Origin of the sequence: Flexibacter flexilis DSM 6793 (assembly GCF_900112255.1) — a bacterium.
In the GTDB taxonomy this organism is placed as follows: domain Bacteria; phylum Bacteroidota; class Bacteroidia; order Cytophagales; family Flexibacteraceae; genus Flexibacter; species Flexibacter flexilis.
In genome coordinates this window covers 180,757-202,140 of record NZ_FOLE01000007.1, presented here as the reverse complement: position 1 = coordinate 202,140, position 21,384 = coordinate 180,757, and the positions used below count along the sequence as shown (strand labels likewise).

The following is a 21,384-nucleotide window of genomic DNA, read 5'->3' as shown; positions in this document are numbered from 1 at the left end:
CGAAAGTATAATTTAAAACAATTCTAAATAAGAGGAGTCTATTTTGCCAAATATGCAAGCGTTTGCTTATCAGATATTTATAAAAATAATAAACTTTTCCTTTTGCTAAAAAAAGTGAAAATGCCTGATTTTTGATATTTGAATAATAGCAATCGCAGCTTACATTTGTGGCCACTGTTAAAAGCAAATTTTATATTATGAATAAAACCATGACAGCAATGTGTAGCCATTACAACCGATTCAAAACCTATTTGCTTGCCTTGGTATTTGGTGTGTCAAGTCTTGCGCTCTCGACGCAGGCCTATGCCCAAGCACCAGATGCAGCCCAGATAGAAAAGGGGACTGCAGTGTTTGATGCCAACTGTAAGCAATGCCACGCCATCGATGAGGTGGTAGTGGGGCCAGCTCTCCGCGACGCGACTAAGCGTTGGCCGTCTGAAGCAGCGATACTTAATTTCATTAAGTATCCTCAAAAAACAATTGAAGGAGGAAATGCGTATGCGAAAGGTTTGTACGACAAGTACAAGCAATTCATGCCAAACCATGACTTCTTGAAAGATGATGAAATTAAGGCTGTAATCGCCTACATCAAAAATCCTCCTGCGAAAGTAGAGGAGAAAAAAACAGATGCTGCGGGTGCAGAAGGTGCTGCTAAAGAAGCTGCTCCTGCTGACAACGGCGTTATTACTTATGTATTAGCGGCATTGGTGCTCGTATTGTTCTTAGTATTGGTAGTGTTGGGCTTACTTGTAAGCGTTCTTACCAAATACTTGAACAGCAACACTGAAGGTTTGGACGAAGACGACAAAGAAGTGATTAGCCAAACATTAGGCTTTGACAAATTCTTTGGTAGCGTAGCGTTCAAAGCGGCTGTTGGTTTCGTTTTCTTCATAATGATTGCTAAAGCAGGTTATGATAAAGTATATAGCGTTGGTATTCACCAAGGTTATGCACCACGTCAGCCAATCGCGTTCTCGCACAAGTTGCACGCTGGTATGTACGAAATCAACTGTAACTACTGTCACACAGGTGTTTATAAAGCAAAATCTGCAAGTATTCCTTCTGTAAACATTTGTTTGAACTGTCACAACTCAATTAAAACAGAATCTCCTGAAATCAAGAAGTTGTATTCTGCCGTAGAGAAAAACAGACCTATTGAATGGGTACGTGTTCACAATCTTCCTGATTTGGCTTACTTCAATCACTCACAACACACGAAAGTTGGTGGTGTAGAATGCCAAACTTGTCATGGTAACATTCAAGACATGGAAGTTGTACAACAACACTCTTCATTGACAATGGGTTGGTGTATCAATTGCCACCGCGAAACAGTAGTGAAAGCGGAAGGTAATGCTTACTACGATAAATTAGTGGCAATGCACGCTAAGAAGAGCAAAGAACCAATGAAAGTTGAAAACATTGGTGGTTTGGAATGTTCTAAGTGCCACTACTAATAATATAAGTGCGCGATGCGAGTCGCGCATATTCTTGCATTTTGTAAATGAGATTCTAACAATAAAATTAATATGGCTGAAAATACTAAAACATATTGGAGAGGCATAGAAGAACTGACTAACGAGCCAGAGTTTGTCAAGAATGCCGCGCAAGAGTTTCCTGAATTTTTACCAATCAGCGAAAACTCAGGCAACGACCTCGAAAATCAGGGTACTCATCGCCGCGACTTTTTGAAACTAATGGGTTTTAGCCTTGCTGCTGTTTCGCTTGCTGCTTGCGAAGCTCCTGTGCGCAAAGCTATCCCTTATCTAAATAAGCCTGAAGACATAGACCCAACCGTAGCCAACTGGTATGCGTCGTCTTTTGTTGATGGTGGTGACTATTGCAGTGTGTTGGTTAAAACACGCGAAGGCCGTCCTATCAAAATTGAAGGCAATAAACTTTCTTCTGTAACACAAGGCGGTACTTCTGCCCGTGTTCAGGCCTCTGTCCTAAGCCTTTACGATACAACTCGTTTCAAAGGCCCATTGGCAAAAGGCAAACCAACTACTTGGGAAGACGTAGATGCTAAAATTGCTGCTGAACTTTCGGAAATCGCTGCTGCAGGTGGTGCTATCCGTTTGGTTTCGCACTCAGTAATTAGTCCTTCTACTAAGCAAGTAATTGCTGAATTTACAGCTAAATATCCAAGCACTAAGCACGTTGTATATGACGCTGTTTCTGCTTACGGTATTACGAAAGCCAATAAAACTGCTTTTGGTGTAGAGGCTGTTCCTTCTTATGCTTTTGGTAAAGCTTCGGTAATCGTAAGTGTTGGTGCAGACTTCTTAGGTACTTGGATTTCTCCAGTAGAATACAGCGCACAATTTGCGACAAACCGTCGTTTGGCAAAAGATAAAAAAGATATGTCGGCTCTTTATGTATTTGAGTCGAATATGTCACTTACAGGTGCTAACGCGGATTTCCGCACTCCTATTCGCCCAAGCGAAGAAGGTTTGGTGGTTGCAGCACTTTATAATAGTGTGGCTTCTGCTGTTGGACAGCCTACATTTGAGCTAACAGGCATTAAGAACCAAAAGAACTTGGATGCTGCTGCTAAAGCACTTGTAGCGGCTAAAGGTCAATCTTTGGTTGTGTCTGGTTCTAATGACGCAAACGTTCAGTTGCTTGTAAATGGTATCAACTATTTGTTGGGTAACTACGGTACTACTATTGATTTGTCAACACCTTCTTACCAAAAACAAGGTAATGATGAGTCGATGGCTGCTTTCGTAGAAGAAGTAAAAGCTGGCTCTGTGTCTGCTGTATTCTTCTATGGTGCAAATCCTGTTTACGATTATCCACAAGGTGGCGAATTGAAAGCGGCTTTGCCTAAAGTAAGATTGAAAGTATCGTTTGCAGACCGTCCAGACGAAACAACATTTAGCACTTTCGACGAAAGCGATAGCAGCAAAAATGTTTCTTTGGTTGATTTCGTTTGTCCAGATAGCCATTTCCTTGAGTCTTGGAGCGATGCTGAACCTAAAAAAGGATTCTATAGCCTTATTCAGCCAACAATTTCTCCAATTTTCAAAACTCGTCAGGTACAAGAAAGCCTTTTGGCTTGGGCTGGCGTGAAAAAAGACGCTTATTCTTATTTGAAAGATTTCTGGAAGAAAAATGTATTCACTCAACAAAGTGAATATCTTACTTTCCAAGAATTCTGGAATTATAGCTTACACGATGGCGTGTTTGAAGTGGGTCGCAGTATCCGTAAAGGAACTGTAACACCTTCTACGCCAGTTGCTGTTACATTCTCTGCTGACTTGGGTTCTGCTGCTACGGCTGTAAACCAAACATACAAGTCTAATGCTTCGGGTATGGACGTAGTGGTGTACGAAAAAATCGGCATGGGTTCTGGTTCGCAAGCAAATAACCCTTGGTTGCAAGAGTTCCCTGACCCAGTTACGCGTGCTTGTTGGGATAACTACATTGTTATTTCTCAATCACTTGCCTCTAAACATGGCATTAAAGTAGTTGAAGGCAAAACCGTAAAAGGTAAAGTAGTTGCAGGTGGAAAAACTATTGAGGGTGCCGTAATGGTACAACCAGGTTTGGAAGCAAATACTGTTGCTGTTGCTTTGGGTTATGGCCGTAAAGTGAGCGGTAAAGCAGCTGCTGGTGTAGGCTTCGATGTTTACCCTGTAGTTAGCCTTAAAAATGGTTCGTTGCAATATGCTGTTTTGGGTGGCGCAACATTTGAACCAAGTACAGAAGTGGCTTATGTGGCACACGTGCAAACACACCACACTGTAATGGCCCGCGAAACAGTTATTCAAGAAACTACATTAGGCGAATACAAAAAAGATCCAGCAGCTTCACGCTATATGCAAATGATTACTACTGCGGAAGGTAAAGTACCAGCTACTGAACTTTCGTTGTGGAACAAACATGAGCGTCCGAACCACGCTTGGGGTCTTGTAATTGACCTAAATACTTGTACGGGTTGTGGCTCTTGCGTAATTGGTTGCCAAGCAGAAAACAACGTACCAGTAGTTGGTAAACAAGAGGTGTTGAACCGTCGCGAAATGCACTGGATTCGTATCGACCGTTACTATAGCAGTGATGCTCCTGCTGGAGACTTCGCAGGCTTGGAAGTAGCAGCCGAAAACCCTCAAGTGGTGTTCCAACCTGTTATGTGTCAGCACTGTAACAATGCTCCATGTGAAACAGTATGTCCTGTAGCGGCTACAATGCACAGCACTGAAGGTCTTAACCAAATGGCATATAACCGTTGTTTCGGTACTCGTTATTGCGCAAATAACTGTCCATTCAAAGTTCGTCGTTTCAACTGGTTCAGCTATCCACAAAACGCAGATAAATTCCCAACTAACCCAGCGAACAGCGATTTGGGACGTATGGTATTGAACCCAGACGTAACAGTTCGTTCACGCGGTGTGATGGAGAAATGCTCTATGTGTATTCAAAGAATCCAAGAAGGCAAACTTAATGCGAAAAAAGAAGGTCGCCGTCCTGTAGATGGAGAGATTCAAGTGGCTTGTGCTCAGTCATGTCCTTCACAAGCGATTATCTTCGGTGATATGAACGACGAGAAGAGCAAAATCTCTTTAGCGTTGGCAGCCGAAGAAAAAGAGCGTGCATACCAAATGCTCTCTGAAATCAACGTGAAGCCTTCTGTTAGTTATTTGGCTAAAGTAAGAAATAACGCATAACATAAGTTTGGGAAATGAGAGTGGTTGGCGCAAATCTGCCACTCTCCTACCCCAAATGCCTTAGGTAGAATCTTCTTTTATATCAACTTTTTTAAAAAAATAAAAATATGCAAGTTACTTCACCCGTAAGAGAACCCTTAGTAACCGGGGGTAAGACGATAAAAGACGTAACCGACGATATTTGCAGACAGGTGGAAGGCAAGCCAACTAAGTTGTGGATGCTGGCCTTGACGCTATCGTTGATTGTATTGGGTATTGGCACTTACGCCGTACTATCTACTTGGTGGATAGGTTTGGGTGTTTGGGGTCTGAATAAAACAGTAGGTTGGGCATGGGATATTACCAACTTCGTATGGTGGGTAGGTATCGGTCACGCGGGTACACTTATTTCTGCGGTATTGTTGCTTTTCCGTCAGAAGTGGAGAACTTCTATCAACCGTGCTGCTGAAGCGATGACAATTTTCGCGGTATTGTGCGCGGCCAGCTTCATTCTTTTGCACATGGGTCGTCCTTGGTTGGCTTATTGGGCTTTACCACTGGGCAACACCTATGGTTCTTTGTGGGTAAACTTTAACTCACCTCTTGTATGGGACGTGTTCGCGATTAGTACATATCTTACTGTTTCGGTTGTATTCTGGTTCATTGGTCTTATTCCTGACCTTGCTACAATCCGCGACCGTGCGACTGGTGTTTCTCGCGTTGTTTATGGCCTTTTGAGCTTCGGCTGGAATGGTGGTGCTAAAGATTGGTCTCGTTATGAGGCAGTTAGCTTAATTTTGGCTGGCCTTTCTACACCTCTTGTACTTTCTGTACACACAATCGTTAGTATGGACTTTGCTACATCAGTTATCCCTGGTTGGCACACGACTATCTTCCCTCCTTACTTCGTTGCTGGTGCGATTTTCTCAGGCTTCGCGATGGTACTTACCCTTATGTTGGTTACGCGTGTAACTTTCAAATTGGAAGACTACATCACGATGGCGCACATCGAATCAATGAACAAAATTATCATGCTTACAGGTTCCATCGTAGGTGTGGCGTATATCACAGAGTTCTTTATCGCTTGGTATTCAGGCGTTCAGTACGAAAGATATGCGTTCATTAACCGTGCGTTCGGTCCTTACTGGTGGGCTTACTGGTCAATGATGACTTGTAACGTAATTTCTCCTCAATTGTTCTGGTTCAAGAAAGTTCGTACAAATATTCCTTTGACATTTATTTTGTCTATCGTGGTAAATATTGGTATGTGGTTCGAGCGTTTCGTAATTATCGTAACCTCGTTGCACCGCGATTACTTGCCATCGAGCTGGGCAATGTTCTCACCAACTCTTTTCGATATTGGTGATTATGTATTCTCATTCGGTTTGTTCTTCACTTTGTTCTTCTTATTTGCGAAGTTCTTGCCAGTAATCAACATGGCTGAAGTTAAATCGATTGTGAAGTCCTCGTCGGAGCGTAAGCCAGGCGAACACGCTCATCATTAATAATTACAAACCTTAGACAAAGAATATTTACAGATATGTCAGCTACAAAAAAATTTGTAATAGGCGTGTACGATGACGATGAGGTAACAATTGCCGCAGTTAGAAAAGTACGTGCCGAAGGAGTAAAAGTGCATGAAGTATATTCTCCTTTCCCTATTCACGGTATAGATGACGCTTTGGGTTACAAACGTTCACGTTTGCCTATCGCTGCCTTTATGTTTGGTGCAACTGGTACTACTTGTGCCGTGTTGTTGCAAACTTTGACTTTGGGCTATGACTGGCCGATGAACATCGGTGGTAAGCCACACGTTGCGCCTCCAGATTTCGTACCTATTTCGTTTGAAGCAACAGTACTTTTTGCTGCTTTGGGTATGGTGGGTACATTCTTTGTTGCCAGCAAATTAGGACCTGGTTCTAAGAAAATGGTATTGGACGCACGTGCTTCTGATGACAAATTTGTTTTGGCCGTTGATTTGGACAAAAACAAAAACTTCAGCTTCGACCAAGTTGCAGACTTGTTGAAAGCGGCTGGTGCTTCAGAAGTACATTTAAAAGAAGTTTCTGAATAAGGGCATTAAATTTTCTGACCGATGAATTTGATTAAAAAATACTTGTTAGTAACAACCACCTTGTCTGTGGGTTTGCTTGCTTCATGCAAAAATGACCCTAACGACCCAGGTTTGGAATTTGCGCCACAGATGTATAACTCGATTGCTTATGAGCCAATGACACAAATCGTGGACTCTTCAACCGAAGATTATAACTCTGACCGTTATAATGTTGCGCCAATGAATTCGCACATGAACATGCGTAAGCCTGTAAAAGGCACTGTACCTCGTCGTTTCTTCGCTGGAACGCCTCGTACAGAATTGGCAAAAGACATCATGGTTTATAACATTCCTGCTGATAGCATTGATTACGCTGCTCGTGTGTTGAAAAACCCACTTGAGAAAACAGACGCTAACTTGGAAGCAGGTAAAGTGTTGTTCACAAACTTCTGTTCTCCATGTCATGGTGCGGAAGGTAAAGGCGACGGAAAAGTTGCTCCGATGTACAAAGGTGTGCCTGCTGGCTACAACGCTGGTCGTTATGCAACCCTTTCGGAAGGACATATTTTCCACACTATTACACACGGCAAAGGACGTATGTGGCCTCACGGTTCGCAAATCGCTCCAGATGACCGTTGGAAAATCGTGCTTTACGTACAACAACTACAAAAGCAATAGTTACTGTTTCTCATTTAACGATTTAACTTATTTGTAATAATATGGGTTCACATCACCACCACGACATCAATTTAGATGAACGCTATGAATTTTCGAGTGAGGGCAAGAAAAGAGTCCTTCTCGGAGTTGGCGTTGGCTTATTAATGTTCATTTTGGGTATTGTAATGTTGGCTATGGGTGTAGGAGAGCATCATGCAGCTCCTGCCGAAGGTCATCATGCGGCTGCTGAAGGTGGCCACCATGCCTTCAACTGGATGTCACGTGTTTGGGCTAACCTTTGGCTCAACGGCGTGTTTTTCACGGGTATTTCTGTGATTGGTTTGTTCTTCGTAGCGTTCCAATACGCTGCGTGGGCTGGCTGGTCTGCTGGATTAAAGCGTGTGCCTGAGGCATTTGCGTCTTTCTTGCCTGTTACTTTTGTGGTTCTTTTGGTTACTTTCTTAGTTGGTGGCCACGACTTGTTCCACTGGACACACCACGACCTTTACGAAAAATTCTTGGCAGATGGTAAAACGCCTAACCCAGAATATGACGCTATTTTGGACGGTAAAAAAGGTTTCTTGAATACGCCTTTCTACCTTATCCGTATGGTTGCTTTCTTCGGTCTTTGGTATTTGATGTTCACTTTGATTCGTAAAGAATCTTTGAAAGAAGACAATGCTGCTAAAGGTGATTTCTCACACTATAATAAATTGATTACACTTTCGGCGGTATTCTTGGTAATCTTCGCGGTTAGTTCTTCAATTTCGGCTTGGGACTGGGTAATGTCTATAGACCCTCACTGGTACAGCACGTTGTTTGCTTGGTATATGTTCGCAAGCTGGTTCGTATCTGGTTTGGCTACCATTACTTTGGCTACTATTTTGTTGAAAGAACGTGGTTATTTGCGTCATATCAACGAAAACCATTTGCACGATTTGGGTAAATTCATGTTTGCGTTCAGTGTATTCTGGACTTACTTGTGGTTCGCTCAATTCCTACTTATCTACTACGCGAACATTCCTGAAGAAGCAATCTACTTCATTGAGCGTCGTGATGGTTTCAACGGACACTATACTGGTTTGTTCTTCTTCAATATCGTAATCAACTTCTTGTTCCCATTCTTGACTTTGATGACGCGCGATGCAAAACGCAAAACTATTTTCTTGAAAATCGTTGCGATTGCAATCCTTATCGGTCACTGGTTAGATTTCTACATGATGATGATGCCAGGTATGTTGAAAGAGCATAGCGGTTTTGGTTTCGTAGAATTCGGTGGAATATTGTTCTTTGCAAGTCTTTTCATTTATGTAATCTCTACGACTATTTCTAAAGCACCGTTGGTGGCCAAAAATCACCCAATGCTCGAAGAAAGTATTCACTTGGATACATAATAGAGTTTTTGTAATATTGTCAAACCTTCAAGCAATTGGTCGGAGTTTCTCCAAACGATTGCCTTGAAGGTTTGATTTTAATTATATTAAAGTCAAAAATCACAAAATTTAATCATTTAAACGTAATTCTTCTATGAACACTACTATCTTCGTCCTTGGAGGTATCCTTGTGTTAGCAATAACTTTTTTGCTTATGCGGGTACAATCTTTGGTAGATGTGCTACGCGGAAGTAATAAGAAACGTGCAGGCCTCAGCAATCAATTAAATGCTGCGGCTCTTTTTGTTTTCTTATTTGTGGGCTTTGCTCTTTTTGCATGGTCTTATGTGAGCGCACGTGAGTATTTTTTGCCTGAAGCGGCCTCTATTCATGGTCGTAAAACGGACTTCTTATTTTGGCTTACAATGGGTGTTACCCTTGTGGCTTTTGTGGGAGTTCACGTACTATTATTTTTCTTCTCTTTCAAATATCAATACAAAGAAGGAGCAAGAGCACGTTTTTATCCAGACAACCACAAATTGGAGTTGGCTTGGACTGTAATCCCTGCTATCGTTTTGGCAATGTTGGTATTTTCGGGCTGGAAAGTTTGGTCTGAAATCACTACTTACGACCCTGCCAAAGCAGATGTAAATTTGGAGATTATGGGCAAACAATTTAACTGGTTAGTTCGCTACCCAGGTAAAGACGGCAAATTGGGTAAACACAATTTCCGTACTATTGATGCTACCAACCAAATGGGTATGGATTTCACAGACGCTTCTAACGAGGCTGTTCTTGATGACTTCCTTCCACAAGAAATTCACCTTCCAAAAGGTAAATCAGTGCTTTTGAAAATTCGCGCACGCGACGTATTACACAGCGTATTTATGCCACACTTTCGTGTGAAAATGGATGCTGTCCCAGGTATGCCAACGTACTTCATGTTTACGCCTGACAAATCGACAAGCGATATGCGTGCAGAAACTGGTAACCCAGAATTTAACTACGAATTGGCTTGTACTGAAATTTGCGGAAACGGCCACTTCGGTATGCGTTTCAAAATTGTAGTGGACGAACCAGAAGAATACGAGAAATGGTTTGCTTCGCAAGAATCTTTTGTGAAGAAAAATCCTGACTTGATGGCTTTGATGCCAACTAAATTGAAAGAAAAAGCACAAGCAATGTACCCTGTTGCTCCGCCAGCCCCAGCAGCTCCTGCTGCTGATTCGGCTACGGCTGCTGCTCCTGCGGCAGACTCAACTGTAAAAGCTGCTGCTTCAGTTTTAGGAAATTAACCATTTTAAACTATATTCATTATGTCTGTTACAGAAATACATACCTCAGTGCATCACGATTCGCACGCTCATGGGCATGACGAACACGACCATCATGAGCAAAATTTCGTAGAGAAATATATTTTCAGCACCGACCATAAAATGATTGCCAAACAATTCCTTGTTACAGGTTTGATTTGGGCATTTATCGGTGGCTTTTTGTCCATGCTCTTCCGTATCCAATTGGGTTTCCCGAACTTGGATATGAGCTTCCTTGAGCCTTTGCTTGGCGGCTGGATTGAAGATGGCAAACTAAACCCTGGTTTCTACCTTGCTTTGGTAACAATGCACGGTACTATCATGGTATTCTTCGTACTTACTGCTGGTTTGAGCGGTACGTTCAGTAACTTCCTTATTCCTTTGCAAATTGGTGCGCGTGATATGGCTTCGGGCTTTATGAATATGCTTTCTTACTGGCTATTCTTTGCTTCAAGCGTAATTATGCTTATCTCTTTGTTTATCGAAACTGGTCCTGCTTCTGGTAGCTGGGTAATTTATCCTCCATTGAGTGCTTTGCCTCAAGCGATGTCAGGTTCGGGTCTTGGTATGACCATGTGGCTTTCTGCAATGGCTATTTTTATTGCTTCGTCACTTTTGGGTAGTATCAACTACGTTTCGACTGTAATCAACATGCGTACAAAGGGTATGACGTTCTCACGCCTTCCACTTACAATTTGGGCGTTTTTCCTTACTGCTGTAATTGGTATTTTGTCATTCCCTGTACTTTTCTCCGCTGCTTTGTTGTTGATTTTTGACCGTAGCTTCGGTACAAGTTTCTTCTTGTCAGAAATTTATATCAATGGTCAAGCTCTTCCAAACGTAGGCGGTAGCCCAGTTTTATTCCAACATTTGTTCTGGTTCTTAGGACACCCAGAAGTATATATCGTGTTGTTGCCTGCTTTGGGTATTACTTCAGAAGTTGTATCTACTAACGCTCGCAAACCTATCTTCGGTTACCGTGCGATGATTGGCTCTATGCTTGGTATCACAGTGCTTTCGTTCATCGTATGGGCGCACCACATGTTCGTATCAGGTATGAACCCATTCTTAGGCTCAATCTTCATGTTCTTGACATTGATTATTGCGGTTCCTTCGGCGGTAAAAGCCTTCAACTACCTAACGACACTTTGGAGAGGTAACATCATCTTCACACCTGCTATGTTGTTCTCAATTGGTTTGGTGTCGTTGTTCGTGTCTGGTGGTTTGACAGGTATCGCGTTGGGTAACTCAGCGATTGATATTCAATTGCATGATACTTATTTCGTAGTAGCTCACTTCCACTTGGTAATGGGTTCTGCTTCATTCTTCGGTATGTTGGCTGGTATTTACCACTGGTATCCAAAAATGTTTGGCCGTATGATGAATGATAAATTAGGATATGTTCACTTCTGGTTTACTTTCATCGGTGTATATATGGTATTCTTCCCAATGCACTATATTGGTATCGCAGGTTTCCCACGTCGTTACTATACGTTCACAAGCTTTGATGCTTTCAAAACATTTGCAGATTTGAACGCATTTATCAGTATTGCAGCTTTCATTACGTTTGGCGCACAATTAATTTTTGCTTTCAACTTCTTCTATAGTATGTTCAAAGGCCGTCGTGCACCTCAAAACCCTTGGAACTCTAACACGCTTGAGTGGACTACTCCAATCGAGCCAGGACATGGTAACTGGGAAGGTGAAATTCCTGCCGTTTATCGTTGGCCTTATGATTACAGCAAGCCAGGTGCTGCGGAAGACTTTATTCCTCAAACTGTTCCTTTCTCTCAAACAAGAGAATCAAATCTTCCTCATGAAAATGAGTTGATAAAAGAACAAGAGGCTGATTTAGTAATCAATGGCTAATCAAAACAGTAATATTGGCTTTCGCCGATTTGGTATTTTTACCATTGCTGCTATCTATTTGTTAATTATGGTAGGCGGGATAGTTCGTAGTACAGGCTCTGGAATGGGCTGTCCCGACTGGCCTAAATGCTTCGGACAGTGGGTACCTCCTACACAGGAGTCCCAACTGCCCGAAAACTATAAAGAGATTTATGCTGGCAAGCGTAAGGATAAAAACCTCAAATTAGCTCGTTATCTGGATGTTTTGGGCTTGCCCGAACTCAGTTATGCGGTGGCTCACGACCCTGCCATTTACAACGAACCTACTTTTAATCCTGTCAAGACATGGATTGAATATGTAAATCGTTTGTTAGGGGCTTCTATCGGAATCTTAATCGTGGCAACGCTGGTTTATTCGTTCCGTTTCCGCCAAACCGACCCAACAATTACGTGGCTTTCTGCTGCGGCGGTGTTGCTTACGGTGTTTCAGGCGTGGCTCGGTTCGATTGTAGTTTCTACAAACCTGTTGCCTTTTATGATTACCTTACACATGGTTTTGGCAATTATGATGGTAGCTTTACTGATTTATGTAATTGCTCGCTCTCAAAAAGAAACTATTGTGGCGGATATTCCGAAAAATGTTACACTAATTCAGCGACTTATCTATACAGTAATGGCACTTTCTATGAGCCAAATTGTGTTAGGTACGCAGGTACGTGAAGGGGTGGATATGATTCGTGCAGCAGTAGAGCAAATCCCGCAGACGCTCATCGTGGACAGAATAGGACTTGTATTTTATATTCATCGTTCGTTCTCCATTTTGGTTTTGTTGGTGAATGTTTATTTGTGGTATAGCTTACGTCAGGCTTCAATGCAAAATAGCCTTTTGCTCAAATTGCAGAATAGCTTGATGTTGATAATCCTTGCGGCGGTGGTGACGGGTGTGGTGATGGCGTATTTTAATATTCCGGCCTTTGCTCAACCATTGCATCTTACGCTTAGCACAATAATGATTGGTTTGCAATTACTAATGGCTGTTCTGTTACGTTTTTATCAGCAAAAAGAAGTTGCACAAACTATGCAAACAACTGCTTAACACTCAACACACTAAAGTTAGGTTAGCAGCTTAATGTTTTTTTGACCGATAAATTTATGATGATTGCAGAACAAACGGCTTCGTTGACAATAATGGCCAAAGCGAAAGCCTATTTCGAGTTACTCAAAGCACGCCTTTCGGGCTTAGTAGTCTTTTCGGCGGCAATGATGTTTCTCTTGGCCAACAAAGGAACGCTTGATATTATGAAACTCTCGGCTTTGATGCTGGGTGGTTTCTTGGTAACAGGTACTTCTAACATTATTAATCAGATTATTGAAAAGGATTTAGATAAACTCATGACGCGCACTCAGAATCGTCCGTTACCTACGGGTCGTCTGAGTAAAGAAGAAGCAGCTACTTTTGCCAGTATTATTGGTGTGGTGGGTGTTTTGGTTTTGGTGGTTTGGGTCAATACGCTTACTGCCGCGCTGACGATTATATCTTCTATCCTTTATGCTTTCGTTTATACTCCGCTAAAGCGTAAAACGCCATTTGCGGTGGCCGTAGGGGCGATTCCAGGGGCTTTGCCTCCACTTATTGGTTGGGTGGCCTATTCTGGAGAAATTACTATTGAGCCGCTTGTGCTTTTTGGCATACAATTTATTTGGCAATTCCCGCATTTTTGGGCGATTGCTTGGGTAGCAGACGAAGACTATAAAAAAGCTGGATTTAGATTGTTGCCTTCGGGTGGCGGTCGTGATGTAAATACGGCTTTCCAAATAATGATTTATACGCTTTTCCTTTTGCCTTTGGGCTTGTTGCCTGCGCAATTTGGTATGACAGGTTTTACTTCTGCTGTAATTGCAACGGTGTGCGGCTCATTGTTTTTGGCACAAACATTTTATCTCATGAAAGAATGTTCTCGCCAAGCGGCATTGCGTATTATGTTTGGTTCGTTTTTGTATTTGCCTATCGTGCAAATTGCCTTCGTTTTGGATAAGTTATAACAGAGCAAAATATAATAAACAAATAGAATGTCAGACAAAAATTATATCGCAGAGGAGCCTCAGGCAGTCCTTTCCATGAACCCCAAAAAATTTATTTTGTGGTTGTTTATCGTAAGTATCATTATGATATTTGCTTCACAAACAAGTGCATATTTGGTTCGTAGGGCAGAAGGCAATTGGTTGGTAGTAGATTTTCCGCCTATTTTTACCATTAGTACAGTAGTGCTTTTGTTGAGTAGTGTTACGATGCAATGGGCTTTCAACGCCGCAAAGCGCGATAACATTGCTACTGTAAAATGGGCAATGCTGATTACCACCGTGTTGGGCTTTACGTTTCTTTATACACAATGGTTAGGCTGGGTGGCTCTGGTAGATATGAAAGTATTCTTCGGCGGACAAGGCAGCAACCCTGGTGGGTCGTTTGTGTACGTGATTTCGGGCTTGCATGCGTTGCACCTGATGGGCGGACTGCTTTTCTTGTTGGTCGTTACGGTAAAGGCTTTTAGGTATAATGTTCACGCTAAATCTTTGTTGGCGATTGACTTATGCAATACTTATTGGCACTTTCTTGATGTTTTGTGGATTTATCTGTTTGTCTTTTTGCTGATAAACCGATAAAATTGCATACAGGTATTTTGTTGTACATTATTAAATCATTTCATACACTTCATTATGGCTACAACAGCAACTATTAGCGAAAAAGATTCTAAAAATCTATGGAATGGTGGAGTAGAGCCGCTCAAAGCAAGCTACGGCAAGCTGATGATGTGGTTTTTCCTTCTTTCCGATGCGTTTACATTTTCGGCCTTCCTTATTTCCTATGGAGTGGCTCGCTTCGACTTCCCTGGCTTTACAGGTAGCTTAGCAGATTTTAAATATTCGGCTCTATACTGGCCTGTGCCTGACATGGTATTCAATGGTTTACCATTCTTTCACGGAGTAGAATTGCCGTTGGTGTTCGTGGGTATCATGACTTTTATCCTCATCATGAGTAGTGTTACGATGGTGTTGGCCGTAGAAGCTGGTCACCGCAGAGACCAACACGATGTAGAAAAATGGATGTTGTGGACTATCTTGGGTGGTATCGCTTTCTTGAGCTGCCAAGCTTGGGAATGGACGCACTTTATCATCGGCAACGAGCATTCTAAATATGGTTCGGCTACTTTGGTGGACGGTCAGTTGTTTGCTGGTGCTAACTTAGTGATGAACCAATACGGTCCGCCATTGTTCGCTGACTTCTTCTTCTTTATTACTGGTTTCCATGGTTTCCACGTATTCAGTGGTGTTGTTCTTAACGTTTTGATTTTCTTCAACACGGTAATGGGCGTATATGACCGTCGCGGACACTACGAAATGGTTGAAAAAGTTGGTCTTTACTGGCACTTTGTAGATTTAGTTTGGGTATTCGTATTTACCTTCTTCTATCTCATTTAATCACTAAAAAACTATCAGGAACAATATGGCATCTCATTCACACGACCATGCACATGCTGCGGCTGGCGAAATCGCAAAACCAAACACAGCGCATATCTGGAAAACATTCTGGATTTTGCTTGCTGCTACAGCGGTAGAATTTATTGTGGCTTTCTCGCTTGACAATAAAGCGGCACGCGTAAGCATTTTCTTGGCTCTTACTATCGTAAAAGCATTTTACATTATTGGCGAGTTTATGCACTTGCGCCACGAGGTTAAAGTATTGATTTGGTCTATCCTTTTGCCTCTTATCTTCATCTGCTGGCTTATTGTAGCTTTGTTGGTAGAAGGTACTGCGATTGGCGAAGCCAGAATGTAATTAAACTTATATTTTGATTCAAATTAGCCTACGGCTTTATAGTCGTAGGCTTTTGTACTCTAATACCATGAATAAATTTACCAAAATAGCAGTCTTGTTTGTGCTGCTTGTGCTGCCTTTAGGCTTTGTTATTTTTTTCCAAAAAGGTTCTGACAGTCAATACCTTGTTCGTAATTTTCCTGGTGAAAAAGCCTACTTGGAAGATGAAAATGGCCAAGTTCGCATCGTACCAGATTATAATACACTCACCGACCAAGAAGGTAAAAAATTCGACTCTAAGATATTGAAAGGCAAAGTGTATGTCGCCGATTTTGTTTTTACGCGCTGCACAGGCATTTGCCCAACCATGACAACACAACTCACACGCGTACAAGAAGCCTTCGCCGATAATCCAGAAGTAGTGCTTGTTTCTTATACCGTTGACCCAGAATACGATAGCGATTCTATTTTTAAGGCTTACGCCCAACATCATAAGGCCGTGTATGGCAAATGGTATATGCTCACTGGCCCGAAAGCGGACATTTATGATTTAGCAAACCACGCCTACATGGTGGCTGCTGCCGAAGAGGGAGAAGAGCAATTTGTACACACCCCCAAATTTACATTGATAGACAGAAAAGGCCGCATTAGAGGCTATTATGACGGAACAAGACCAGAGGATGTGGACAAACTCATTCTGGAGATAAAAGTAGTATTGCAAGAAAAAGAATGAAGCCCTATCACTCCTTAGTTTTATTGATATACGTTACGATTATACTATTTGCATTATCGTATTTTGCGCCAGAGGGTGTTTTGTCGCTCAATGGTTATGACCTAAAAGTTTTTCGCTCCAAAGATTTATTTCCCGAAAATACGCACACACCAGCCAAAGACATTTCGGCTATTGTGGCCATTGGTGAAGTGGATACGGCTGCCGTTTTGGTGGAAAGTGATAGTGCCGTAGCTGCCAGTTTGGACAGCACCAAGCACCAAGCCGCCGACTCTACGTTGACTAAGGAGTTGGAACTTGACCCGAATTTGCGCATTCAATATCCTGATAGCAATCCTGCTGTTTTGTATAATTTTTTTGCGGCGTTGGATAGTATTCCTACCAAACACCAACTAATTCGTGCTTTGCATATCGGCGACTCGCAGATAGAAGGCGACCGCATTACCTCGTTTCTGCGTCATCGCTTCCAAAAACAGTTTGGCGGCTGCGGCGTGGGTTTAGTGCCTATTTTTGAAATGACCGACGCGCGGCAAACCATTGAACCGCGTGCCGATGCCCATTGGATTAAATATGCGGCTTATGGTGCGGCAGGTCGCCGACCTATTCACAATTATTTTAGCCCAATGGCCAGTTATTTCAGGTTTTATCCCTTGCGTACCGTTACGCGTTCGGACACTGCGGCAGGCGACAGCACACCGACTTTTACTACGCGTTCCGTTCCGTCTGTGAAAGCGCAAGGCCAGTGGACGACAGCCGACGTAAAATATACGATTTCTTCGCGTTACTACCCGCTCAACGGTAAAGTAGAGCAAATCAAACTTTTTTATAGAAATGAAGCCAACCCGTTTGAGTTGGTCGTAAAGGCCGATAAAGACACGTTGGCGTCCGAACATTTTGAACCGCAAACAGGTTTGAGTGTTTATCAACATAATGTGGATAAAACGCCTCGCACTTTCAAATTTACCTTCAAAGGCTCGTACAGCCCCGATGTGTATGGCGCTTGTTTTGATTGTAAAGAAGGAATTGCGTTTGATAATATACCTTTGCGCGGAAGTTCGGGGTTGGAGTTTAGCAAAACTAATGCGGCTTTTCTCAAACAACAGCTTAACGCCCTTAATACCAGATTTTTAATCCTTCAATTTGGGGTAAATGTTGTGCCAAACGAAGTGAAAAGCTACCAGTTTTACGAAGATGCTTTTTACAAACAACTCCAAATTTTGCGTGCGGCCAGCCCGAGCATGACTATCTTGGTCATTGGTTTGTCGGATATGTCTAAGCGTGTGAACGGCGAGTATGTGTCTTACGGTAACATTACCAAAATTCGTGATGCGCAACGCAACGCGGCTTTTAAGGCGGGTTGTGCCTTTTGGGATTTGTACGAGGCGATGGGAGGCGAAAACTCTATGCCAAGTTGGGTAAATGCACACCCTTCTTTGGCGGCCAAAGATTACACGCACTTTAGCCCACGCGGTGCGCAAATTGTGGCCGAAATGCTTTACAAGTCCTTAATTTTGGAATATAACGAGTATCATCACCGCAAAAAACGCGGCCTTATTCAATAATTCACTAAGCAAATGAATAGCAAAACTCTTATTTCGCAGGTATTGTATTTTGTGGTACTCATTGGGTTGCAACTAATGGTGATGCGCAATTTTGCATTGTTTGGTTGGGCTTTTTGCTTCTCGTATGTGGGCGCAATTTTGCTTTTGCCGATGGCAACCGATAGCCTTGTGGTGATGCTCATTGCTTTTGCGACGGGTTTTGTTACCGATTTGTTTTATAACCAATTGGGAATCAATGCAGCGGCCTGCGTGTTGGTGGCGTTTTTGCGCCCAACTGTCCTGAAAATGCTCACGCCTGCGGGTGGCTACGAATCGTACATGGAAGTTTCTATTCCTTCGATGGGCTTGCGTTGGTACTTACTTTTTATGTTGCCGCTGCTGTTTGTGCATCATTTGGCTTTGTTTCTCATAGAATATGCCACGTTTGCCAAATTTTTTACGGCGGTCGGCAAGGCATTTTTTAGTACGATGTTCACGTTTGTGGTTGTTGTATTGGTACAGTATTTAGTGTATTCGCCTTTGGGTAAAAGAGATGGCGAATAGCTTATTTTTGGATAAAAATGTATGAAAGCAGATAATCAACCTATTTTATTTCCGCCTTTGTCTGGCCTGTTGTTTTTGTCGGGTATGGTGTTGGTGGGGCTTTTTGTGGGCAACGTGCTGGGAATGTTGTATTTGAAGGCGCAAGGCATTGAGGACATTATGGCTTTGATGAGTAATCCACAAAGTTATCCACATTCGCGTACGGCTTTGCTCGTGGTGCAGTTAATGACGGCCTTGATTGGCTTTATTGCCGTGCCTTTGGCATTTACGCGTTTTATTCATTGGCAAAAAATTAGTAGCTATAATTCTTATTTTCCTGAAAAACAGCTACTTGTATTGCTGGTGGCGATTCTTTTTACCATTGCTTTCATGCCTTTTAATGCTTTATTTATCAGGCTCAACGAGGCGATGCAATTACCCGAAAGTCTCAAAGCAATAGAAGAAGCCATGCGTGCGAAAGAAGACGAATTGAATAAACTTACGCAATTTCTTATCAATTTTGAAAGTTATCCACAAGCTCTTTTGGGCTTGATTGTCATTGCGGTAGTGCCTGGTATCGGCGAAGAATTGCTGTTTAGAGGTACACTCCAACCAATTTTTGTGCGTTTATTCCGCAATCAACACGTGGCTATTTGGGTAACGGCGATTGTTTTTAGCGCGATTCACTTTCAGTTTTATGGTTTTTTGCCGCGTATGCTGTTGGGTGCGGCCTTTGGTTATTTGTATTGGTGGTCGGGCAATATCTACGTGCCGATGTTGGCGCACTTTACCAACAATGCTTTTACGGTCGTGATGGTTTGGCTTTACAACCAAAACATGACCCAACTCAACTTTGAAGAAGCGCAAGACGTGCCCGTTTGGTTGTCGTTGGTGTCGGGTGTCGCGTCGGTTGCTTTGTTATGGTACATCTTCCAATTGTGCCGCGAGCGGTTTCTTTCTTTTTATGAAAAAGAATAGAAATTTCTTGTAATTTTCTTCTAAATGTCTTATTTTTAGGGAATGGCTATATTTGGCCTGTTTTCTATAATCAACTAATAATCAATTTGTTTTATGGCAAGCTTTAATAAAATCACCCTGATTGGCAATCTTGGCCGCGACCCAGAGTTACGCAACGTAAATGCGGAAATGCGTGTGGCTGAATTTTCGATTGCCGTAACCGAACGCTCAAGAGTTAATGGCCAAATGCAAGAAAAAACCGAATGGTTTCGCGTTTCTTTCTGGAATCAGAAGGCCGATGTAGTGATGAATTATTTGCGCAAAGGCAGCCCCGTGTATGTGGAAGGCCGCTTGAGTGTGCGCTCGTATGTGGACAAAGACGGAAAAGACCGCTATTCGTTGGAAGTGCAAGGCTCAGAACTTACACTTATCGGTGGCCGTGAAAATTCGGAAGGTGGTTCTGCTGCTGCGCCATCATCTTACGGTGCATCTTCTGCCGCCGCTGCGCCAATGGCTGCCGCTCCCGTAGCTCCGCCGCCTGCGCCGATGGCCTCTTCTGCTGCCGACGACGATTTGCCTTTCTAATCGGTTATCTGATGGTTTAATAAAATACTTTACGTTCTTGGACAGTAGTAATAACAATCCTTACTTGTTTTTAGCAATGTGGTTCGATGCTGCCGAATTATTGGCTTTGTCGGTTGTGTTATTGCTTGCTGCGTGGCTGATGCTGGCTTTGATTTGGAAGGCGGCATCAGCTTTTTTATTTACCCAACCCCAAACCATTGAGCAACTCAAAAACCAACCCGAACCGCGCTTGCAGCAAATCGCCCTGAGTTGGGAAAATCCCATGCAATTGCTTCGTAACCTGAGTATTATCTCAAAAGCTGTTTGGTTTATGTTGTTGGCTTTTGGCGTAAGTGCAATGTTTTATTTGGGCTTCTCCCCTTTTTGGTTGCTGTGGCTTGTGCCTGTATTTTTGGCTTGGGAAATGTCCTTGATGCTATCGGGGCGCGTGCAACCCATCAAAAATGTAGGTTGGCTCATGCCGATTGTGTTGTTTAACGAATGGGTTGTCAGGACGTGGATTGCCAAGCGGTTTGCCGACGCGCACAAAGTTACCGAACCCGAAAATACGGTTTTGTTGCAAACCAATGTTTCCGACGAGCAAAGCCGTTATAAAGATATGCTTCAGGCGATTGTGGCTTTTGATTCGGTGCAAGTAAAAAATATCATGCGGGCGCGTGTGCGCATTACGGCTTTCGACAAAACACTTACGTTTCATGAGCTTTTGGACAGAATCAATAAAACGGGTTATTCGCGTGTGCCGATTTTTAACGAAACCATTGATAGCATCGAAGGCATTTTGTATGTGAAAGACCTTATTCCGCACCTAAACGCCGACGAATATTTTGCATGGCAGCAGTTTTTGAGGCCTGCGCTTTTTGTTCCCCAAAACCGAAAAATAGATGATTTGCTCCGCGATTTTCAACAAAAACAAGTACACATTGCCATTGTGGTGGATGAATATGGCGGTACGTGCGGCGTGGTGACGATGCAAGACATCATAGAAGAAGTGGTGGGAGAAATAAATGACGAGTTTGATGATGCCGAAAAACAATATCGCCAGCTCAACGCCAATACTTTTTTGTTTGAAGGACAAATTTCGCTGCACGATTTTAGCAAAGTCTTTCATTTACAACCCAATTACTTTGATGCGGTGCGCGGCGAAAGCGAATCTTTGGCGGGGCTTTTGCTCGAATTGAACAAAACTTTACCAAAAGTTGGCGAAAAGATAGCATTTCAATCCTTTGTTTTTACTATCATTGGCGTAAGTAAAAGAGCCATTCGGCGCGTGCGCGTGCAGACAAATGCGGCTTCTTGAAAAAATACAGCAGATAAACTACAAAAAT

Annotated in this window: 19 protein-coding genes; all 19 read left to right on the top strand. The window is 42.7% G+C overall.

Annotated features, from left to right (window positions below):
- Window positions 1-209 precede the first annotated feature (209 nt).
- The 19 genes from BM090_RS12445 (at window position 210) to BM090_RS12355 (ending at window position 21,356) form a co-directional block, all read left to right on the top strand.
- A complete protein-coding gene (locus BM090_RS12445; RefSeq protein ID WP_091513603.1) occupies window positions 210-1,454 on the top strand; it encodes a cytochrome c3 family protein in 1,245 nt (414 codons plus the stop codon).
- A 72-nt stretch (window positions 1,455-1,526) separates the two neighbouring features.
- A complete protein-coding gene (locus tag BM090_RS12440) occupies window positions 1,527-4,667 on the top strand; it encodes a TAT-variant-translocated molybdopterin oxidoreductase (protein ID WP_091513413.1) in 3,141 nt (1,046 codons plus the stop codon).
- 107 nt (window positions 4,668-4,774) lie between these two features.
- Window positions 4,775-6,151: an NrfD/PsrC family molybdoenzyme membrane anchor subunit gene (gene nrfD / locus BM090_RS12435; protein ID WP_091513411.1), complete on the top strand. Its 1,377-nt coding sequence runs from the start codon at window positions 4,775-4,777 to the stop codon at window positions 6,149-6,151.
- A gap of 35 nt (window positions 6,152-6,186) precedes the next feature.
- A complete protein-coding gene (locus BM090_RS12430; protein WP_091513408.1) occupies window positions 6,187-6,720 on the top strand; it encodes a DUF3341 domain-containing protein in 534 nt (177 codons plus the stop codon).
- A 21-nt stretch (window positions 6,721-6,741) separates the two neighbouring features.
- On the top strand, window positions 6,742-7,377 hold the full coding sequence (locus tag BM090_RS12425; RefSeq protein ID WP_091513404.1) for a c-type cytochrome: 636 nt from the start codon (window positions 6,742-6,744) through the stop codon (window positions 7,375-7,377).
- Window positions 7,378-7,418: 41 nt separating this feature from the next.
- Complete coding sequence (locus BM090_RS12420) at window positions 7,419-8,750, top strand: quinol:cytochrome C oxidoreductase (RefSeq protein ID WP_091513400.1); 1,332 nt, start codon at window positions 7,419-7,421, stop codon at window positions 8,748-8,750.
- Between the two features lie 193 nt (window positions 8,751-8,943).
- Window positions 8,944-10,023 carry a cytochrome c oxidase subunit II gene (locus BM090_RS12415; protein WP_245756724.1) on the top strand — a complete coding sequence of 360 codons (1,080 nt, stop codon included), beginning with the start codon at window positions 8,944-8,946 and terminating at the stop codon, window positions 10,021-10,023.
- 21 nt (window positions 10,024-10,044) lie between these two features.
- Window positions 10,045-11,910, top strand: a complete 1,866-nt coding sequence (locus tag BM090_RS12410; RefSeq protein WP_091513392.1) for a cytochrome c oxidase subunit I — start codon at window positions 10,045-10,047, stop codon at window positions 11,908-11,910.
- On the top strand, window positions 11,903-12,985 hold the full coding sequence (locus BM090_RS12405; protein ID WP_091513389.1) for a COX15/CtaA family protein: 1,083 nt from the start codon (window positions 11,903-11,905) through the stop codon (window positions 12,983-12,985). The genes BM090_RS12410 and BM090_RS12405 overlap by 8 nt, the downstream gene beginning before the upstream one ends.
- Window positions 12,986-13,044: 59 nt before the next feature.
- Window positions 13,045-13,932 (top strand): heme o synthase, encoded by an 888-nt coding sequence (gene cyoE, locus BM090_RS12400; RefSeq protein WP_394333476.1) that lies wholly within the window; start codon window positions 13,045-13,047, stop codon window positions 13,930-13,932.
- Between the two features lie 27 nt (window positions 13,933-13,959).
- Window positions 13,960-14,550, top strand: coding sequence for a cytochrome c oxidase subunit 3 (locus BM090_RS12395; protein ID WP_091513382.1), 591 nt, complete (start codon window positions 13,960-13,962; stop codon window positions 14,548-14,550).
- Window positions 14,551-14,604: 54 nt separating this feature from the next.
- Complete coding sequence (locus tag BM090_RS12390) at window positions 14,605-15,366, top strand: cytochrome c oxidase subunit 3 (protein WP_091513378.1); 762 nt, start codon at window positions 14,605-14,607, stop codon at window positions 15,364-15,366.
- 25 nt (window positions 15,367-15,391) lie between these two features.
- On the top strand, window positions 15,392-15,724 hold the full coding sequence (locus BM090_RS12385) for a cytochrome C oxidase subunit IV family protein (RefSeq protein WP_091513374.1): 333 nt from the start codon (window positions 15,392-15,394) through the stop codon (window positions 15,722-15,724).
- Window positions 15,725-15,791: 67 nt separating this feature from the next.
- Window positions 15,792-16,436: an SCO family protein gene (locus tag BM090_RS12380; protein ID WP_091513371.1), complete on the top strand. Its 645-nt coding sequence runs from the start codon at window positions 15,792-15,794 to the stop codon at window positions 16,434-16,436.
- Window positions 16,433-17,995, top strand: coding sequence for an SGNH/GDSL hydrolase family protein (locus tag BM090_RS12375; protein ID WP_091513368.1), 1,563 nt, complete (start codon window positions 16,433-16,435; stop codon window positions 17,993-17,995). The genes BM090_RS12380 and BM090_RS12375 overlap by 4 nt, the downstream gene beginning before the upstream one ends.
- Before the next feature lie 12 nt (window positions 17,996-18,007).
- Window positions 18,008-18,538 carry a hypothetical protein gene (locus tag BM090_RS12370; protein ID WP_091513364.1) on the top strand — a complete coding sequence of 177 codons (531 nt, stop codon included), beginning with the start codon at window positions 18,008-18,010 and terminating at the stop codon, window positions 18,536-18,538.
- A 21-nt stretch (window positions 18,539-18,559) separates the two neighbouring features.
- Window positions 18,560-19,495 (top strand): CPBP family intramembrane glutamic endopeptidase, encoded by a 936-nt coding sequence (locus BM090_RS12365; RefSeq protein ID WP_091513361.1) that lies wholly within the window; start codon window positions 18,560-18,562, stop codon window positions 19,493-19,495.
- Between the two features lie 93 nt (window positions 19,496-19,588).
- Window positions 19,589-20,059, top strand: coding sequence for a single-stranded DNA-binding protein (locus BM090_RS12360; RefSeq protein ID WP_091513359.1), 471 nt, complete (start codon window positions 19,589-19,591; stop codon window positions 20,057-20,059).
- A 37-nt stretch (window positions 20,060-20,096) separates the two neighbouring features.
- A complete protein-coding gene (locus tag BM090_RS12355; protein ID WP_143083965.1) occupies window positions 20,097-21,356 on the top strand; it encodes a transporter associated domain-containing protein in 1,260 nt (419 codons plus the stop codon).
- The last annotated feature ends 28 nt before the right edge of the window (window positions 21,357-21,384 follow it).

Coding starts and splice junctions, on each gene's coding strand:
- BM090_RS12445 (WP_091513603.1), top strand. CDS start 210: ATGACAGCAATGTGTAGCCATTACAACCGATTCAAAACCTATTTGCTT.
- BM090_RS12440 (WP_091513413.1), top strand. CDS start 1,527: ATGGCTGAAAATACTAAAACATATTGGAGAGGCATAGAAGAACTGACT.
- nrfD (WP_091513411.1), top strand. CDS start 4,775: ATGCAAGTTACTTCACCCGTAAGAGAACCCTTAGTAACCGGGGGTAAG.
- BM090_RS12430 (WP_091513408.1), top strand. CDS start 6,187: ATGTCAGCTACAAAAAAATTTGTAATAGGCGTGTACGATGACGATGAG.
- BM090_RS12425 (WP_091513404.1), top strand. CDS start 6,742: ATGAATTTGATTAAAAAATACTTGTTAGTAACAACCACCTTGTCTGTG.
- BM090_RS12420 (WP_091513400.1), top strand. CDS start 7,419: ATGGGTTCACATCACCACCACGACATCAATTTAGATGAACGCTATGAA.
- BM090_RS12415 (WP_245756724.1), top strand. CDS start 8,944: ATGCGGGTACAATCTTTGGTAGATGTGCTACGCGGAAGTAATAAGAAA.
- BM090_RS12410 (WP_091513392.1), top strand. CDS start 10,045: ATGTCTGTTACAGAAATACATACCTCAGTGCATCACGATTCGCACGCT.
- BM090_RS12405 (WP_091513389.1), top strand. CDS start 11,903: ATGGCTAATCAAAACAGTAATATTGGCTTTCGCCGATTTGGTATTTTT.
- cyoE (WP_394333476.1), top strand. CDS start 13,045: ATGATTGCAGAACAAACGGCTTCGTTGACAATAATGGCCAAAGCGAAA.
- BM090_RS12395 (WP_091513382.1), top strand. CDS start 13,960: ATGTCAGACAAAAATTATATCGCAGAGGAGCCTCAGGCAGTCCTTTCC.
- BM090_RS12390 (WP_091513378.1), top strand. CDS start 14,605: ATGGCTACAACAGCAACTATTAGCGAAAAAGATTCTAAAAATCTATGG.
- BM090_RS12385 (WP_091513374.1), top strand. CDS start 15,392: ATGGCATCTCATTCACACGACCATGCACATGCTGCGGCTGGCGAAATC.
- BM090_RS12380 (WP_091513371.1), top strand. CDS start 15,792: ATGAATAAATTTACCAAAATAGCAGTCTTGTTTGTGCTGCTTGTGCTG.
- BM090_RS12375 (WP_091513368.1), top strand. CDS start 16,433: ATGAAGCCCTATCACTCCTTAGTTTTATTGATATACGTTACGATTATA.
- BM090_RS12370 (WP_091513364.1), top strand. CDS start 18,008: ATGAATAGCAAAACTCTTATTTCGCAGGTATTGTATTTTGTGGTACTC.
- BM090_RS12365 (WP_091513361.1), top strand. CDS start 18,560: ATGAAAGCAGATAATCAACCTATTTTATTTCCGCCTTTGTCTGGCCTG.
- BM090_RS12360 (WP_091513359.1), top strand. CDS start 19,589: ATGGCAAGCTTTAATAAAATCACCCTGATTGGCAATCTTGGCCGCGAC.